The 15,044-nt window shown below is 38.4% G+C and carries 15 protein-coding genes and 5 pseudogenes; all 20 read left to right on the top strand.

The genetic code is table 11. From position 1 onward, the window contains the following. The first annotated feature begins 6 nt into the window (after positions 1-6). The 20 genes and pseudogenes from N7U66_RS17015 (at position 7) to N7U66_RS16920 (ending at position 15,024) form a co-directional block, all read left to right on the top strand. A pseudogene (locus N7U66_RS17015) lies at positions 7-1,360 on the top strand (APC family permease). An 18-nt stretch (positions 1,361-1,378) separates the two neighbouring features. Further along, on the top strand, positions 1,379-2,014 hold the full coding sequence (locus N7U66_RS22885; RefSeq protein WP_267676229.1) for a type II glyceraldehyde-3-phosphate dehydrogenase: 636 nt from the start codon (positions 1,379-1,381) through the stop codon (positions 2,012-2,014). Between the two features lie 22 nt (positions 2,015-2,036). Continuing rightward, a complete protein-coding gene (locus tag N7U66_RS22880) occupies positions 2,037-2,390 on the top strand; it encodes a hypothetical protein (protein ID WP_267676228.1) in 354 nt (117 codons plus the stop codon). Between the two features lie 12 nt (positions 2,391-2,402). Beyond that, a pseudogene (locus N7U66_RS17000) lies at positions 2,403-3,464 on the top strand (class I fructose-bisphosphate aldolase). 12 nt (positions 3,465-3,476) lie between these two features. Next, positions 3,477-4,836, top strand: a pseudogene (locus N7U66_RS16995) (dicarboxylate/amino acid:cation symporter). 148 nt (positions 4,837-4,984) lie between these two features. Then, the gene (locus tag N7U66_RS16990) at positions 4,985-5,749 is read left to right on the top strand and encodes an alpha/beta fold hydrolase (protein WP_267676227.1); all 765 of its coding nucleotides are present in this window, start codon (positions 4,985-4,987) and stop codon (positions 5,747-5,749) included. Then, positions 5,739-6,713: an ATP-dependent 6-phosphofructokinase gene (locus tag N7U66_RS16985; RefSeq protein WP_267676226.1), complete on the top strand. Its 975-nt coding sequence runs from the start codon at positions 5,739-5,741 to the stop codon at positions 6,711-6,713. The genes N7U66_RS16990 and N7U66_RS16985 overlap by 11 nt, the downstream gene beginning before the upstream one ends. Before the next feature lie 3 nt (positions 6,714-6,716). Beyond that, complete coding sequence (locus N7U66_RS16980; RefSeq protein WP_267676225.1) at positions 6,717-7,256, top strand: MgtC/SapB family protein; 540 nt, start codon at positions 6,717-6,719, stop codon at positions 7,254-7,256. Next, a pseudogene (locus tag N7U66_RS16975) lies at positions 7,225-7,986 on the top strand (MgtC/SapB family protein). Before N7U66_RS16980 ends, N7U66_RS16975 begins: the two are co-directional and overlap by 32 nt. 10 nt (positions 7,987-7,996) lie before the next feature. Continuing rightward, a complete protein-coding gene (locus N7U66_RS16970) occupies positions 7,997-8,986 on the top strand; it encodes a 2-hydroxyacid dehydrogenase (protein WP_267676224.1) in 990 nt (329 codons plus the stop codon). A 42-nt stretch (positions 8,987-9,028) separates the two neighbouring features. After that, the gene (locus N7U66_RS16965; RefSeq protein WP_267676223.1) at positions 9,029-9,643 is read left to right on the top strand and encodes an SDR family NAD(P)-dependent oxidoreductase; all 615 of its coding nucleotides are present in this window, start codon (positions 9,029-9,031) and stop codon (positions 9,641-9,643) included. After that, a complete protein-coding gene (locus tag N7U66_RS16960) occupies positions 9,612-9,803 on the top strand; it encodes an SDR family oxidoreductase (protein WP_267676222.1) in 192 nt (63 codons plus the stop codon). The genes N7U66_RS16965 and N7U66_RS16960 overlap by 32 nt, the downstream gene beginning before the upstream one ends. 24 nt (positions 9,804-9,827) lie before the next feature. Beyond that, entirely contained in the window at positions 9,828-9,998 is a 171-nt protein-coding gene (locus N7U66_RS16955; RefSeq protein ID WP_267676221.1) for a universal stress protein, read from the top strand. A gap of 183 nt (positions 9,999-10,181) precedes the next feature. After that, a complete protein-coding gene (locus N7U66_RS16950; RefSeq protein WP_267676220.1) occupies positions 10,182-10,664 on the top strand; it encodes a universal stress protein in 483 nt (160 codons plus the stop codon). Then, complete coding sequence (locus N7U66_RS16945; protein ID WP_267676219.1) at positions 10,661-11,503, top strand: ATP cone domain-containing protein; 843 nt, start codon at positions 10,661-10,663, stop codon at positions 11,501-11,503. Before N7U66_RS16950 ends, N7U66_RS16945 begins: the two co-directional genes overlap by 4 nt. Before the next feature lie 38 nt (positions 11,504-11,541). After that, positions 11,542-11,796 carry a hypothetical protein gene (locus N7U66_RS16940; protein ID WP_009778882.1) on the top strand — a complete coding sequence of 85 codons (255 nt, stop codon included), beginning with the start codon at positions 11,542-11,544 and terminating at the stop codon, positions 11,794-11,796. 14 nt (positions 11,797-11,810) lie between these two features. Further along, a pseudogene (locus N7U66_RS16935) lies at positions 11,811-13,188 on the top strand (MBL fold metallo-hydrolase RNA specificity domain-containing protein). Between the two features lie 28 nt (positions 13,189-13,216). Then, positions 13,217-13,705 (top strand): hypothetical protein, encoded by a 489-nt coding sequence (locus N7U66_RS22875; RefSeq protein ID WP_267676218.1) that lies wholly within the window; start codon positions 13,217-13,219, stop codon positions 13,703-13,705. After that, the gene (locus tag N7U66_RS16925; RefSeq protein WP_267676217.1) at positions 13,702-14,718 is read left to right on the top strand and encodes a thymidine phosphorylase; all 1,017 of its coding nucleotides are present in this window, start codon (positions 13,702-13,704) and stop codon (positions 14,716-14,718) included. Before N7U66_RS22875 ends, N7U66_RS16925 begins: the two co-directional genes overlap by 4 nt. Positions 14,719-14,724: 6 nt before the next feature. Beyond that, positions 14,725-15,024, top strand: coding sequence for a ribose-phosphate pyrophosphokinase-like domain-containing protein (locus N7U66_RS16920; protein WP_267676216.1), 300 nt, complete (start codon positions 14,725-14,727; stop codon positions 15,022-15,024). Positions 15,025-15,044 lie beyond the last annotated feature (20 nt).

The raw sequence follows: 15,044 nt of genomic DNA, 5'->3' as shown, positions 1-15,044 counted from the left end.
TTACGAATGAAAGACACAACAGATAAAAACAATAAGCTTTCCTTAATAGGGTCTATATCTCTAGGAACTGGTGTAATGATTGGTGCTGGCATATTTGTTCTTATGGGACAAATAGCGGAGTTAGTTGGAGATCTGTTCCCGATTGCCTTTATTGCGGGAGCTGTTGTGGTGGGTTTCAGCTCTTATTCCTACGTAAAGTTCTCAAATGCTTTTCCATCCTCCGGAGGTGTGGTTAAGTTTTTCAATAAATCCTATGGTCCTGGAACGACAACCGGTGTCTATTCTTTACTAATGTATGTTTCAATGGTCGTTGCACAAAGTTTAGTTGCAGGAACCTTTGGCGCTTATACCCTTCGATTATTCCCGAAAGTTATGCTGGTTATGCATCTATTCTTGGGGTTTTACTTTTGGTAACTGCCTATATATTAAATATTTTAGGTAATAAGGTTATTGGAGCAACTGCTACTTTTACAGCAATTATTAAGGTTGCAGGTATTGCATTGCTAGCCATTGCGGGTCTAATAATTTCGGGATTGCAGATATTTCAGGGAACTATATTCCTAAAAATTCTGAAACTATGCCACAAGGTCTTGGTTTTGTAGCAGCACTTGCGCTATCGATTCTTGCCTATAAAGGCTTTACAACAATCACAAATCAAGGAGGAGATATTAAAAACCCTCATAAAAACATTGGTCGATCTATTGTGTATTCAATCCTTATATGCACCGTCATATATGTGGCATTGGCACTCTCTGTTGCAGGAGGTTTAAGCATTCCTGAAATAATAAAGGCAAAAGATTATGCTTTGGCAGCAGCAGCCGAACCTGTTTTTGGGGAATGGGGCTTATGGTTTACTATAGCAATCGCTATTGTAGCAACCTTTTCAGGGGTTATCGCCAGTGTATTTTCGGCATCGCGCTTATTGGGGATGTTGAGTAATATGAAACAAGTACCCTCTTTAAAAAGGATAGGTAATTTTAAAAATCCAGCGCTCATATTCACGGTTTCCCTTGCCATTTTACTCACTGCCCTTTTCGATTTAACAAGAATCGCTTCTATAGGAGCTATTTTCTACCTTATTATGGATATAGCTATCCATTGGGGGCTTTTTCGCCACCTAAAAAACGAGGTGAAATTTAAACCCATCATTCCGTTAATAGCTATTGTAATGGACACGGTAGTACTGGCAGCCTTTCTATATATAAAATATCTGAATGATCCAATGGTGCTCATCGTAGCAGCAATTGGAATTATCCTGATTCTCATTGCGGAACGTTTTTTTATGATTTCGCATACAGACGATGATGGCAATATGCCTATGGGAATGGAGAATACAAATAATAAAAACAACAAATCATAATTAATTAAAACAATTTATATGAAAAATATAGCAGTTATAGGATACGGAGTCATCGGAAAAAGGGTGGCCGATGCCATCAATCTACAGGACGATATGAAGCTTTCGGGCGTGTGTGATATCATAAGCGATTGGCGCATTCAAAATGCCGTGAGAAAAAAGTACGATATCTACGCAGCAACTCAAGAAGCAGAAGACAGAATGAAATCCGAAGGTATTTCAGTAAAAGGCGATATGCACGACCTGTTGAAAAAATCAGATCTCGTTGTGGACTGTACCCCTAAAAAGATTGCGGCTCAAAATGTAGCAATTTATAAAGAGCAAAACATCAAATTTATTTTACACGGAGGCGAAAAACACGAAACAACAGGCCATTCCTTTAGTGCTGAAAATAATTATCAGTCTGCTCTAAATCTAGATGCTACACGTGTAGTTTCCTGCAACACCACTTCTATTTTAAGGACGTTGACCGCTTTAAAAAGAGCCAATTTATTGGATTATGCTAGAGGTACACTTTTAAGAAGAGCAACAGATCCTTGGGAAAGCCATTTAGGTGGTATTATGAATACGATGGTTCCTGAAAAAGACATCCCGAGCCACCAAGGTCCTGATGCTAAAAGCGTTGACCCGATTTGGATGTCATCACTGCCGCAGTAAAAGTTCCGAAACTTTAAGCCATATGCACTATTGGAATGTGAAGTTAAAAAAACAAGCCTCGAAAGAAGAAGTGCTGAATGCTTTTAAGACATCTAGTCGTATCAAGCTAATTCAATATGACAAAGGCCTAGTTTCTAACAACACTATCAAGGAAATGTTTTTGGATATGGGAAGACCTTGGGGCGATATGTATGAAGTAGCCCTATGGGAAGATATGCTGAAGGTAGTGGGGGATGAACTTTTCTACGCCTATGTGGTAGACAACCAAGCAATTGTTATACCCGAAACTATTGATGCCATTAGAGCACTTACAGGAATTGAAACAGATGGTGCCAAATCTATCGCTAAAACAAATGAAAGTTTAGGAATTCATTAAATCATTAATACAATGAAAATAGACATAAATATTACACAACTGTTAGGGGAAAAAGCAGACTTCTATTTGAATCACGTTTGTGAAAAAATAACCAAGGACGAATTGCAAACACCTAGTAAGACAAGCCTAGACAGGGTATTTACTCAAAGTAATAGAAATCCGCAGGTACTACGAAGTCTTTCACAATTGTATAACCACGGAAATCTTGGTGGTACAGGCTACTTGAGCATCCTGCCTGTAGACCAAGGTATCGAGCATAGTGCAGCTTTTTCTTTCTATAAAAATCCTGATTATTTTGACCCAGCAGAATATTATAAAACTCGCCATTGAGGCCGGTTGTAATGGTGTGGCTTCCACGTTTGGTGCTTTGGGATTGAACGCTAGGAAATATGCCCATAAAATCCCTTTTATCGTAAAGATTAATCACAATGAACTGCTCACATTTCCTAATAAATATAACCAAACCTTATTTGGTAAAGTAAAAGCTGCGTGGGATATGGGAGCAGTTGCTGTCGGTGCTACTATATATTTTGGTTCCGAAGAAAGCAATAGACAGCTTAAAGAAATAGCTGAAGCTTTTGAAGAAGCCCACAATTTAGGTATGGCTACCATTTTATGGTGCTATACCCGAAACGAAGCTTTCAAAACTGGAAAAGAAGATTATCACGCTGCTGCCGATGTAACAGGGCAAGCAAATCATATTGGGGTAACCATTCAGGCAGATATCATTAAGCAAAAATTACCTACAAATAACTTTGGTTTCAAAGAAATCGGTTTTGGAAAATATGATGATGAAATGTATGAGACGCTGACAACAGAACATCCCATCGACCTGTGCAGGTTGCAGGTGGCTAATTGCTTTATGGGAAAAATCGGATTGATTAATTCCGGTGGTGGCTCTAAAGGTAAGTCTGATTTGGTGGAGGCAATAACAACTGCCGTTATCAATAAAAGAGCTGGTGGCTCGGATTGATAATGGGAAGAAAAGCGTTTCAAAAGCCCTTCGGCGAAGGCGTGGAAGTATTACAATCCGTTCAGAAAGTTTATTTGGATACTAAAATTAGCATTGCATAACAATAAAAAAGAATGTTCGACACAGAAGTAAAATCACTTAAATCATTCAATCACTACCTCTCAAAATTGGTAGAAAGTCGTCTATGGCTAAAGGTTATCATTGCCTTATTTTTGGGTGTTGGTTTTGGATTGCTGTTAAGTCCTCAAAACGGGTGGATTACTAAAGAAACAGCAGACATCGCAGGGAATTGGCTGGCATTGCCTGGCGTACTTTTTCTAAAACTGGTTCAAATGATTATGATTCCTTTGATTGTGGCTTCTATCATCACAGGAATCGCAAGTAATGATAAGGACAGTTTAAAAAAATTAGGTGGTGGCGTTTTATTATATTTTCTAGGCACTACCATAGTTTCGGTAAGTTTGGGTGTCATACTATCTCAAATTTTTAGACCTGGTCGCTTTTTACATCAACAGGCTCTAGCTGAACATAATGAAATTACTGCTGTTCCAACGGAAAATCCCGAGCTTTCCTTCGGTCTTGAAACTATTCCGGATGCCATATCAAACTTACTTCCGAGAGAACCCTTTAGCATCTATGGTTAGTGGTGAAATGTTAAGTATTGTGATTTTCACAATCATTATTGGTGTAGCTGTGCTATCACTTGAAAATGCCTTACTGCGCCCAGTAAAGCTTCTTTTAAGTGCCATTCAGGAAGTCTGTATGACAGTAGTAAAATGGTCAATGCTTCTAGTACCTATTGCTGTTTTCGGACTAATGGCGCAGCTTACCTCTAGTGTTGGTTTAAGTTCTTTATCAGGTTTAACGTACTATGTTGGGGTAGTACTTCTCGGTCTTCTTTTATTGGTAATTTTCTATTTGGGACTCATCGTACTTCTCGGAAAGAAAAACCCATTGCATTTCCTAAAAAAAATAAGGGATGTTCAATTATTGGCTTTTTCAACCACAAGTTCTGCCGCTGTGATGCCCTTATCTCTAAAAACCGCCGAAGAAGAACTAAAAGTGGACAAGACTATTAGCAATTTTATCATACCTATTGGCGCAACCGTCAATATGGATGGAACGGCGCTCTATCAAACTATAACGACTCTTTTTATAGCGCAAGCCTATGGACTGGAAATGAGCTTACTCAATATTATAGTGGTCATCGTAACCATAGTAGCTGCTTCCATTGGCACACCAGCCATTCCTGGAGGCGGTGTGGTTATACTCGCTTCTGTTTTGGGAAGTGTCGGCATACCAGCCGAAGGCATCATTATTATTATTGGTGTAGAGAGACTCTTGGGGATGTTTAGGACTGCGGTAAATGTAACTGGTGATTTGACTGCCTGTATGGTTTTCAATAGATTCTATGGTAAAACCCCAATCTTGGTTAGTGAGAAAACGGATAATAAATCAATTTCAAAACAATGACATTACTACTCATATCCATAGTGTTCATTCTTCCCGTTGTAGCTATAGCAAGCTATCAGCATTACAAGATTAGTAAGCAACCAGTCTATAATGCCAAAGAAACACTGTTGAATTATGAAATAATAGGCTCGGAAAAAACAAACTTATTTTGTTACACGGTTTAACAGGCTCATTGCATTATTGGAAACGCAATTTAGAAAGTATTACAACTACACATAAGCTACTTTTAGTCGACCTGCTAGGTTTTGGTGATTCGCCAAAACCACAAAGTGATTATTCCCTTTCAATACAATTGCAAGCCCTTGAATTAATTTTAAACAAAGAAGAATTCAATGATGGCAAAACAATTATTGTGGGACATTCTATGGGAGCTATGATTTCATTAGCAATATTGGAAAAGCAACCCACTTGGTTCAAGGCAGGAATTTTTATAAGCATACCTGTTTACAAGAACGCTGATGAATTTAAAGAAATTATGTCTTCTCATTCCTTTGTAGATAGGATTTCAACAAGCAAATTCTCAAAATACATTTGTATGATTCATCCCATATTTATGTCACGTGCATTCAAGCCTGATAACCTCACGGATGATGTCTATGAAGATGCAAAAAAGCATCATTGGATGAGTTATTATTATTCTCTCACAGAAGTCATCCTAAAAACAGATTTATATGCGATTACAAAGCAAATTAAGGATAAAGATGTGCTCTTTATTCACGGAGAAAAAGACACTACTGCACCTTTGGAAAATGCCTTAAAATTATCGAGGGAATTTAAAAACGCACAACTGATTACTTCATCTGAAGGAGACCATCAGTTCTTTCTGAAAGAAGCAGAATTTGTTTGGAACACAATTCAAGATTTTACTATTTCGGAAAAAAAGTTACAAAACACCATAGCTAATGAGCACTAATAAAATTAAACATATAGGCGTATTCACATCCGGAGGCGATAGCCCTGGGATGAACGCCGCACTATACGCCATTGCCAAATCCGCTGAAGCAAAAGGCATAAAAATAAGTGGTTTTCGAAAAGGGTATGAAGGGTTGATAGATGGTGATTTGATACCATTAAAATCTCACGAACTAAAAAAAATAACCCAAAAAGGTGGCACTATTCTAAAAACAGCACGAAGCAAACGATTTCCGGAATTAGAGGGTCGTAAAAAAGCATTGCAAACTTTAAAAGCAAATAACATAGATGCTTTAATTGCTATTGGTGGTGATGGTACTTTTAAAGGTCTATTAGCTTTTTCAGAAATATGCGGCATTCCGTTTATAGGCATTCCTGGCACTATAGACAACGATATTTTTGGTGCAGATTACACCCTTGGTTTTGATTCGGCTGTAAACACTGCCATTGAAAATATTGATAAAATAAAAGATACTGCCGAATCTCACAACCGTGTATTTATTGTTGAAGTAATGGGAAGGGATTCAGGCTACATTGCTATTCATTCCGGGTTAATGGTAGGTGCCGATTCCATCCTTATTCCCGAGAGTGGAAAGGACTTTATTTATCTATTGGACAAGGTTAAGAATTACGATAGCGAAGATGCTTTCCTTGTGGTGGTTTCAGAAGGCGATGAATTAGGTGCCGAGCTTGTTTCATCAAAAATAAAGGAAGTCAATCCCAATGTAGATTTACGAATTACGAAACTCGGCCACGTCCAGCGAGGTGGAAATCCGTCAGCTTTAGATAGAATGTTAGGCATTAGACTTGGAGTGGCGGCTGTGAAAACACTTTTACAAGGTAAAAAAAATGTAATGGTAGGAATCTTAAATAATCAATTGCATCTAACCCCTTTTGAAGAGGTGGTCAAGCAACATCAAGTAGATAATGAATTGTATGAACTTTTAGAATTATTTGGAAAGTAAGAAATGATAGAAGCCTTTAAAAATATCAACCCATTTATCCTCGGACTACTCATCAGCCTGGGCATTGGCCTTATTCTTGGGCTGGAACGTGAATACGATAAATTGAAGGAAGAACAAGGCTTTGCAGGTATAAGAACCTTCCCAATTGTTGCCATTATTGGTTTTATATTGGGAAATCTTTCCACAACCTATACACCTTGGTTGGTCATTATAATTGCAGCAGCATTTCTTTTGTTTCTGTCTTTGAGTCATCTTTCAATAGTACAAAAGCATATTATGACTGGTATTACCACCAATATGGCCTTGTTCGCTACGCTAATTTTGGGTGTTATGGTTGCCAATCATTTACATAAGGAAGCAGTTGCGACCGCAGTAGTCGTGGTTACGCTGTTATCATTGAAAACGACCTTTAATACATTCATTAAGAATATTACTTCTGAAGAGCTCTTTGCTTTTATTAAATTTTCAATTATTGCGCTTCTCATTTTACCCTTCTTGCCAAATCAAGATTATGGTCCGAGAAGGTTTGCTAAACCCTTTTGAGATTGGAGCGATAATAGTGATAGTGTCATTTCTGAATTTCATTGGTTACTTTCTTGTAAAATATGTAGGTTCTAAACGTGGTATTCTGCTTACTGCTATTTTAGGCGGATTGATTTCAAGTACCGCAGTAGCTTGGATATATGCTTCGCGAAGTAAGGAATCGCCGTAACTTTCAAAAGAATATGCTGCGGGTATCATTATAGCTTCCGCAATTATGTTTCCCGGACTTGCGATTCTCGCCTATATTTTCAATAGTGCCATACTTTTAAATTTAGTCATTCCATTTACTATTCTTACCCTTATCTGCTTGATAAGCGCACTCTTATTCATCAAAAAGAATACAGATGTCACAAAAACAGCTATCAATCTTGGTAATCCGCTCAATATTTGGAACGCTCTTGGGTTTGGTGGTATTTATGTGGTCATCCTGTTTGCAGTTTTTTATGGAAATCAATTTTTTGGCGAAAGCGGTTTATACTATTCAGCCCTAATTGCAGGATTGGCAGATACTGATGCGATAACTATCAGTATGGCAAAATTTGGGTCTTTGGAAGAAAAACTCACGCTGGCCACCAATGTCATTATAACAGCAACCATAAGCAATATGATTGTAAAACTTGGTATTACCTATTTCAAAGGTTCTAAAAAGACCGGGAAACTCGTGATGCTAATTTTTGGAACTGTTGTCATCGTAGGGTTAGTATATATTTTAATACAGTTAGGAAATTAAAAAAAGTGAAATGAAAACAATAGTATTCAGCACGCATAAGTTTGAAGAGCCGTATCTCGTAAAAGCGAATGATGGCAAGCATCAATTAAAGCTGCTTGAAAGTCGTTTAACTCAAGAAACTGCTATTCTCGCAACGGGTTCTAAAGCAGTAAGTCTATTTACGGGCGATGATGCCTCGGCACACATTCTTGAAAAATTCAATGCTTTTGGCGTAAAATATATTGCTCTGCGTTCAGCAGGATTCAATCACGTGAATTTAGCAAAAGCAGCTGAACTGGATATGAAGGTGGCACGTGTTCCAGCCTATTCCCCTTATGCCATTGCAGAGCATACAATGGCGCTCATACTTGCATTAAACCGAAAATTGATTAAAGCACACAACAGGGTACGTGACCGGAATTTCTCATTGAACGGTCTTACCGGTTTCGACCTCAATGGAAAAACCGTCGGCGTTATCGGGACTGGAAAAATTGGGTCTGTATTGGTAAAAATACTAAACGGTTTTGGTTGTAAAATACTTGTTCAGGATGTCATTGTGGATGAAAATTTAATCAATTCCTACAATGTAATCTATACCAATTGTGAAACTATTTGTAAGCAGTCCGATATCATAAGCTTACACGTACCACTAACGTCTTCAACGAAACACTTGATTGATGCAAAACATATTTCATTAATGAAGCAAGGCGTAATGCTTATCAATACAAGTCGTGGAGGATTGGTCGATACCAAAGCTGTTATCGAAGGATTGAAAACTAAAAAAATTGGGTATTTCGGAATAGATGTGTATGAGGAAGAAGAAGGATTGTTCTTTGAAGACCATTCCGATGACATTTTGCAAGACGATGTGATTGCCCGATTAATGACCTTCAACAATGTTTTGATAACCAGTCATCAGGCCTTTTTAACCGAAACTGCATTGACAAATATTGCTGAAACCACAATATATAATCCGGATTGTTTTGAAAAAGGCAAAGTTTCAGGAAACGAAGTTTCTTGATTAAGAAGCAAAAAATAGTAGTAACACTTAAATCTTAAAATTATGAATCGAGTAAAAAATAAAGTAGCCATTGTCACAGGAGGTGCCTCCGGTCTAGGGAAATCAAGTGCTATTTTATTAGCACGTGAAGGAGCAAAAATCGTTGTTACAGATATAGATGAAGAAGATGGAAAAAAGGTAGTCCAACAAATCAAAGCTAACGGTGGGGAGGCTATATTCATTAAACAAGATGTATCCAAAGAAGATGAATGGAAAAATGTCATTGAGACCACGCTCAAAACTTTCGGAAAATTACACATATTAGCTAATTCTGCCGGAATAGGATTAGGTGGAACTGTAGAAGAAGTTACCCTTGAAGATTGGAAAAACCTCATAGATGTAAACCTAAATGGCACTTTTTTAGGTACTCAATATGGTATAAAGGGTATGAAGGAAACTGGAGAAGGTGGTTCCATCATCAACTTCTCTTCCATTGAAGGACTTATCGGGGACCCTAACCTACCTGCTTATAACGCAAGCAAAGGCGGTGTTACCATATTCACGAAATCTGCTGCCCTGCATTGTGCAAGACAAGGCTACGGAATCCGTATCAATTCTATACATCCTGCTTATATCTCGGACACCAATGGTAGAAAATTTTCTGAAAGCTCAAGGTAATGTAGAAGAAGGCAAAAAGCAATTAGAAAGTTTGCATCCTGTTGGTCATTTGGGAGAGCCTGATGATATAGGCTATGGAGTCGTCTATTTAGCTTCGGATGAATCCAAGTTTATGACTGGTTCTGAATTGGTAATCGATGGTGGCTATACCGCACAATAACAAACTACCCTAAAACAAAAAATTATGAAAAACATACTTGTACCTACCGATTTCTCTGAAAACTGTACTAAAGCTGCACATCTCGGGATTAAAATGGCAAAAACATACAATGCAGAAATACACTTTCTACATCAAATGACAACACCTGTGGATTGGGTAAAATTAGACAAACTTAAAGAAAAGCGTTATCCGTGAAACCTTAAAGCAGATAGGTGCTGCAAAGGCTAATTTACGTGAACTCGAAAAAATAGCGGAACACGAAGGTCTTAAATGCCGAACCTTTCTTCAGTTCGATTCAGGACAAAAAGATATTCGGAACATTCCGGCCATTTTCATCACGATTTTATTATAACTGGCAGTAGTGGAACAAAGGGTCGAGTGAGGGAAATAACTGGCAGCAATGTTGAGAAAATTGTCCGAAAGGCCAATGCCCCGATTATTGTGGTCAAAGAAGAGGAAGTAACATTTCCCTTTAAGGACATTCTATTCGTATCAGATTTTGAAGAAGATGTGAGTCATCCGTTTCAAGAAGTACTTTCGATAGCTGAAAAATGTGATGCAAAAATTCATTTGTTACGCATAAATACAGAAACAGACTTTAACAGTATAGAAGTTGGATTAAACCCTGTTAAGGAATTCCTTGAAAAGTTTCCCGACCTAAAAAAGTTTTCTATGAGTGTTCATAACGAATCTTCAGTAGAGGCAGGTATTAATACATTTTTAAAACATCAGCCATCAGATTTAATTGCGATGAGTACCCACGGAAAGACAGGATTTTTGAGCCTATTTTCAAAAAGTATTGCCGAAGGTGTAACCAATCATTCTGAACTTCCTGTAATGACCATACATATTAAAAAATGAAACATCCAATAAACATAGTAAAATATTCGGGCGACGTGGTAGCCTTTGATGTGGATAAACTTATCAATTCATTAAGACGTTCGCAAGCAAGTGAAGAATTGATTCAGCAAATAGTAGGGCAAGTTGAAGACCAATTATATGAAGGCATTACCACCAAAAAAATCTATCAAATGGCATTTAAAATGCTAAAAGGTAAGTCGAGAGTAAGTGCTTCAAAATACAAACTCAAAAAAGCCCTGATGGAATTAGGTCCTTCGCGCTTCCCATTTGAGAAGTTAGTAGGCAAACTACTGGCACACGAAGGGTTTTCAACACAGGTTGGTGTAATAGTTCAAGGCAATTGCGTTCAGCACGAAGTGGATGTAATAGCCCAAAAAGACAATACCCATTATATGATTGAATGTAAATACCACAGTGACCAAGGTCGCTTTTGCAACGTTAAAATTCCCTTATATATCCACTCAAGATTTTTAGATGTTGAAAAACAATGGGAACGTCAAAAAGGTCACGAAGCCAAGCTTCATAAAGGAGGCGTTTACACCAATACACGATTTACAAGTGATGCGGTGAAATATGGTAAATGCGTGAGGCTACTATTGACAAGTTGGAATTATCCAATTGGTGACGGTTTAAAAGACAGAATAGATAAATCGGGGCTGCATCCATTAACAGCATTAACAACACTTACCAAAGCTGAAAAAACAAAACTATTGGATGAAGGTATCGTACTCTGTAAAGAGCTTCACGAAACCCCAAAAATTTTAGAACAAGTAGGAGTGCCAAAATCAAGACACAAAAAGGTTCTCGAAGATTCAAGAGAATTATGTGGAATTCATTAGAGCACTACTTAAATTTTTAATCTAAATAAATAGGACAAATGAAAACAGAAGAACTGAAAGAACAGAACCGTATAGATTTAGAGCCATTTTACCAAGCATTGGAAGATGATTCTAAACTACTTGAAGAAGCCCTCGAAATATTATTGGGTATGGTACACTTCGAGCCTAAATCCGTAAAGAAGTTGGCACTCGTAATAAAAGAGGATTCCCGCAATCTATATAACGAAATAGCGGAATTGAGCAAATCGAACCAAGACAAAGGAAATACGCCTTCCTGTTGTGGTGGACATTAATAAATACTATAACGATGAAAAACAAAAAAATAAACATCCACTTTTTGGGAGCGGCAGGCACCGTGACTGGCTCAAAATATTTGGTGGATACAGGAGATAGAAAGATACTTATAGACTGTGGCCTCTTCCAAGGGTTAAAGGAATTACGCCTTAAAAACTGGGAGTACCCACCTGTTAATGTAGGTGATATTGATGCTGTTTTGCTTACCCACGGTCATATGGACCATACAGGTTATTTACCCGGATTGGTAAAACAAGGCTTCAATGGCCCCATTTATGGTACGAATCCTACTTTGGACATTGCAAAAATCATTTTGAATGATAGTGCAAAAATACAGGAGCAAGAAGCCGAACGTGCCAATAAGGAAGGCTATTCCAAACATAGTCCCGCAGAACCATTATACGATTTAAAGGATGTAGAAAAAACTATCCCACACTTTAAAGGAATTCCACAATCACAATGGATTCCGTTATTTGATGGTATTAGGGCTCGCTTCCAATACAACGGACATATTCTTGGTGCAACCTATATTGAGTTAGATATACACGGAAAGCGTTTTGTCTTTTCAGGAGATATTGGAAGAACCAATGATTTATTGCTCTATCCACCCCTGAAACCAAAAAAAGCCGATGTGCTTTTCATTGAATCTACTTATGGTGGAAGGTTTCATCCCGATGAAGTGGAAGCACTTCCGCAGATTGAAAAATTGGTCAACGAAACCATTAATAGAGGAGGAAGCTTATTTGTCCCAAGTTTTTCGGTAGAACGTGCCCAGCTAATGATGCTCATCTTTTGGAAATTATTGAAAGAAAAGAAAATCCCCGCAGTACAAATGATTATGGACAGCCCGATGGGTGCCAATGTATTGGAACTGTTTCATAGAACTCGCGATTGGCACAGATTGGAGGACAACGAATGTGACGAAATGTGTTCTCACTTTACGGTCGTAAGCAGTTTTCGGGAAACAATGGAATTAAGAACAGACAACAAGCCAAAAATCGTGATTGCAGGAAGCGGAATGCTCACAGGCGGAAGAATGCTCAACTATCTCGAAACCCAAGCGCAAAATCCAAATAACACCTTGCTTTTTGTGGGCTATCAAGCCGAAGGCACACGTGGTAGAAAATTATTGGAAGGTGAGAAAGAACTAAAAGTCTATGGAAAATGGGTGCCGTTTCATATGGAAGTTGCTGAAATCGAAGGGCTTTCGGCACACGCAGACCACGCTGAACTTATGGATTGGATGCGCAAAATAAAAAATAAGCCGAGAGCGGGTTTTCATTGTACACGGTGAAAAAGAAAGTGCAGAAGCATTACAAAAGGGCATCAAGGAAACCTATGGGTGGGATGCAGAAATTCCGCAATTATACACCATCGAAGAAATAGAATAAATCGAAAAATCACAACAATCAATAAAATATGGACACACACTCAAACATATTAAAATATAAACATCTCGGAATCTATACCCAAAACGAAAATGTAGTGTATATGCGCGAAGATTGCCACGTCTGTATTTCAGAAGGGTTTGAGGCACTTACCCGAATAAGAATATCCAATGCAAATAAATCAATCGTAGCAAGTCTTAATGTCCTGAATTCTGATATTCTGTTGCCCAATGAAATCGGACTATCAGATGCTGCTGCGAAAAAACTGAATGTTTCCCCAAATGATACATTATATGTTTCCCATTTAGAACCAATTGAATCTTTAAGCCACGTCAGAGCGAAAATTTATAATCAAAAACTGGATTATTCAGCATTTAATGAAATCATAACCGATATAGTTGAAGGCGATTATTCCAACATCCACCTTTCGGCATTTATTACGGCCTGTGCAGGTGACCGACTGGATATTGACGAAATATCTGACCTTACCAAAGCAATGATTGCTTCGGTAAGCAAATGAATTGGGACAAAGAAATTGTGGTCGATAAACATTGCATTGGCGGATTGCCTGGAAATAGAACCACCCCATTAGTGGTTGCTATTGTCGCTGCGTATGGACTTACAATGCCTAAAACATCCTCACGCGCCATCACTTCGCCAGCAGGCACAGCGGATACTATGGAAGTACTGACTAATGTGGCGCTTTCTTTAGAAGAAATAAAGACCGTGGTAGAAAAAGAAGGCGGTTGTTTTGTTTGGGGCGGAACAGCCCAATTAAGTCCTGCGGATGATGTGCTCATCAAAATTGAAAAAGCCTTGGATATTGATAGTGAAGGGCAGCTCATTGCTTCGGTACTCTCTAAAAAAGCAGCAGCTGGTTCCACTCACGTGGTCATTGATATTCCCGTGGGTGAAACCGCCAAGGTTCGCAGTACCGAAATGGCTCAAAAACTAAAAAATCATATGGAAACCGTTGGGACATCTGTTGACTTGAATGTAAAAGTTGTAATCACAGATGGCTCACAACCTGTCGGAAGGGGTATCGGCCCCACTTTAGAAGCCATTGATATTTTAAAAGTTTTGAAAAATGAAGCAGATGCACCAAAAGACCTAACAGAAAGAGCATTGCTTTTAGCCGCTGAACTAATAGAGCTTTCCGGCAAAGTAGAAAAAGGGAAAGGGTTAGTAACCGCACATCAAATTCTCACATCTGGTCAGGCTTATAAAAAATTCCTTGCTATTTGTAATGCGCAAGGTCGCTTTTCAAAACCTGTTTTAGCACCCTATAAAACCGAAATTAGAGCAGAAACCTCCGGGAATCTAAAGCGAATAGATAATAGGAAGATTGCAAAACTCGCCAAGCTTTCCGGCGCACCGCAGTCTAAATCGGCTGGGATTCTTTTGAATGTCCATTTGGGAGAACCAATTGAAGAGAACCAATTGCTATACACTATATATGCCGAATCCAAAGGCGAACTTAATTATGCTTTAGAGTATAAAAACAACCATAATGACATCATAACTATAATTTAAAAAACTATGAAAACAATATTATTCAGTCTTCCCGGAAACGAAAAACTCACAGAACTAATGGCTACAAAAATGGATGCCGAAGTTGGCAAAGCCACTTTGCGCAACTTCCCTGATGGAGAATCCTATACACGTATCTTATCTGATGTTAAAGACAAATGTGTTGTACTGGTATGCACCTTGCACGAACCGAGACGAAAAACTATTGCCCCTTTATTTTTTAAGTCATACAGCCAAATCATTAGGGGCAATGTGCACCTGTTTGGTAGCGCCCTATTTGGCATATATGAGGCAGGACAAAGTATTTAATGAAGGCGAAGGGGTAACTT

Source organism: Lacinutrix neustonica, assembly GCF_026625145.1.
GTDB classification, from domain to species: domain Bacteria; phylum Bacteroidota; class Bacteroidia; order Flavobacteriales; family Flavobacteriaceae; genus Lacinutrix; species Lacinutrix neustonica.
Note: the sequence above shows the minus strand (reverse complement) of the source record. Positions and strands in the feature narration are given on the sequence as shown.

Bases quoted from the DNA above. Each gene is read 5' to 3' on its own strand.
- N7U66_RS22885 (WP_267676229.1), top strand. From the start codon at position 1,379: ATGAAAAATATAGCAGTTATAGGATACGGAGTCATCGGAAAAAGGGTG.
- N7U66_RS22880 (WP_267676228.1), top strand. From the start codon at position 2,037: ATGCACTATTGGAATGTGAAGTTAAAAAAACAAGCCTCGAAAGAAGAA.
- N7U66_RS16985 (WP_267676226.1), top strand. From the start codon at position 5,739: ATGAGCACTAATAAAATTAAACATATAGGCGTATTCACATCCGGAGGC.
- N7U66_RS16980 (WP_267676225.1), top strand. From the start codon at position 6,717: ATGATAGAAGCCTTTAAAAATATCAACCCATTTATCCTCGGACTACTC.
- N7U66_RS16970 (WP_267676224.1), top strand. From the start codon at position 7,997: ATGAAAACAATAGTATTCAGCACGCATAAGTTTGAAGAGCCGTATCTC.
- N7U66_RS16965 (WP_267676223.1), top strand. From the start codon at position 9,029: ATGAATCGAGTAAAAAATAAAGTAGCCATTGTCACAGGAGGTGCCTCC.
- N7U66_RS16960 (WP_267676222.1), top strand. From the start codon at position 9,612: ATGGTAGAAAATTTTCTGAAAGCTCAAGGTAATGTAGAAGAAGGCAAA.
- N7U66_RS16955 (WP_267676221.1), top strand. From the start codon at position 9,828: ATGAAAAACATACTTGTACCTACCGATTTCTCTGAAAACTGTACTAAA.
- N7U66_RS16945 (WP_267676219.1), top strand. From the start codon at position 10,661: ATGAAACATCCAATAAACATAGTAAAATATTCGGGCGACGTGGTAGCC.
- N7U66_RS16940 (WP_009778882.1), top strand. From the start codon at position 11,542: ATGAAAACAGAAGAACTGAAAGAACAGAACCGTATAGATTTAGAGCCA.
- N7U66_RS22875 (WP_267676218.1), top strand. From the start codon at position 13,217: ATGGACACACACTCAAACATATTAAAATATAAACATCTCGGAATCTAT.
- N7U66_RS16925 (WP_267676217.1), top strand. From the start codon at position 13,702: ATGAATTGGGACAAAGAAATTGTGGTCGATAAACATTGCATTGGCGGA.
- N7U66_RS16920 (WP_267676216.1), top strand. From the start codon at position 14,725: ATGAAAACAATATTATTCAGTCTTCCCGGAAACGAAAAACTCACAGAA.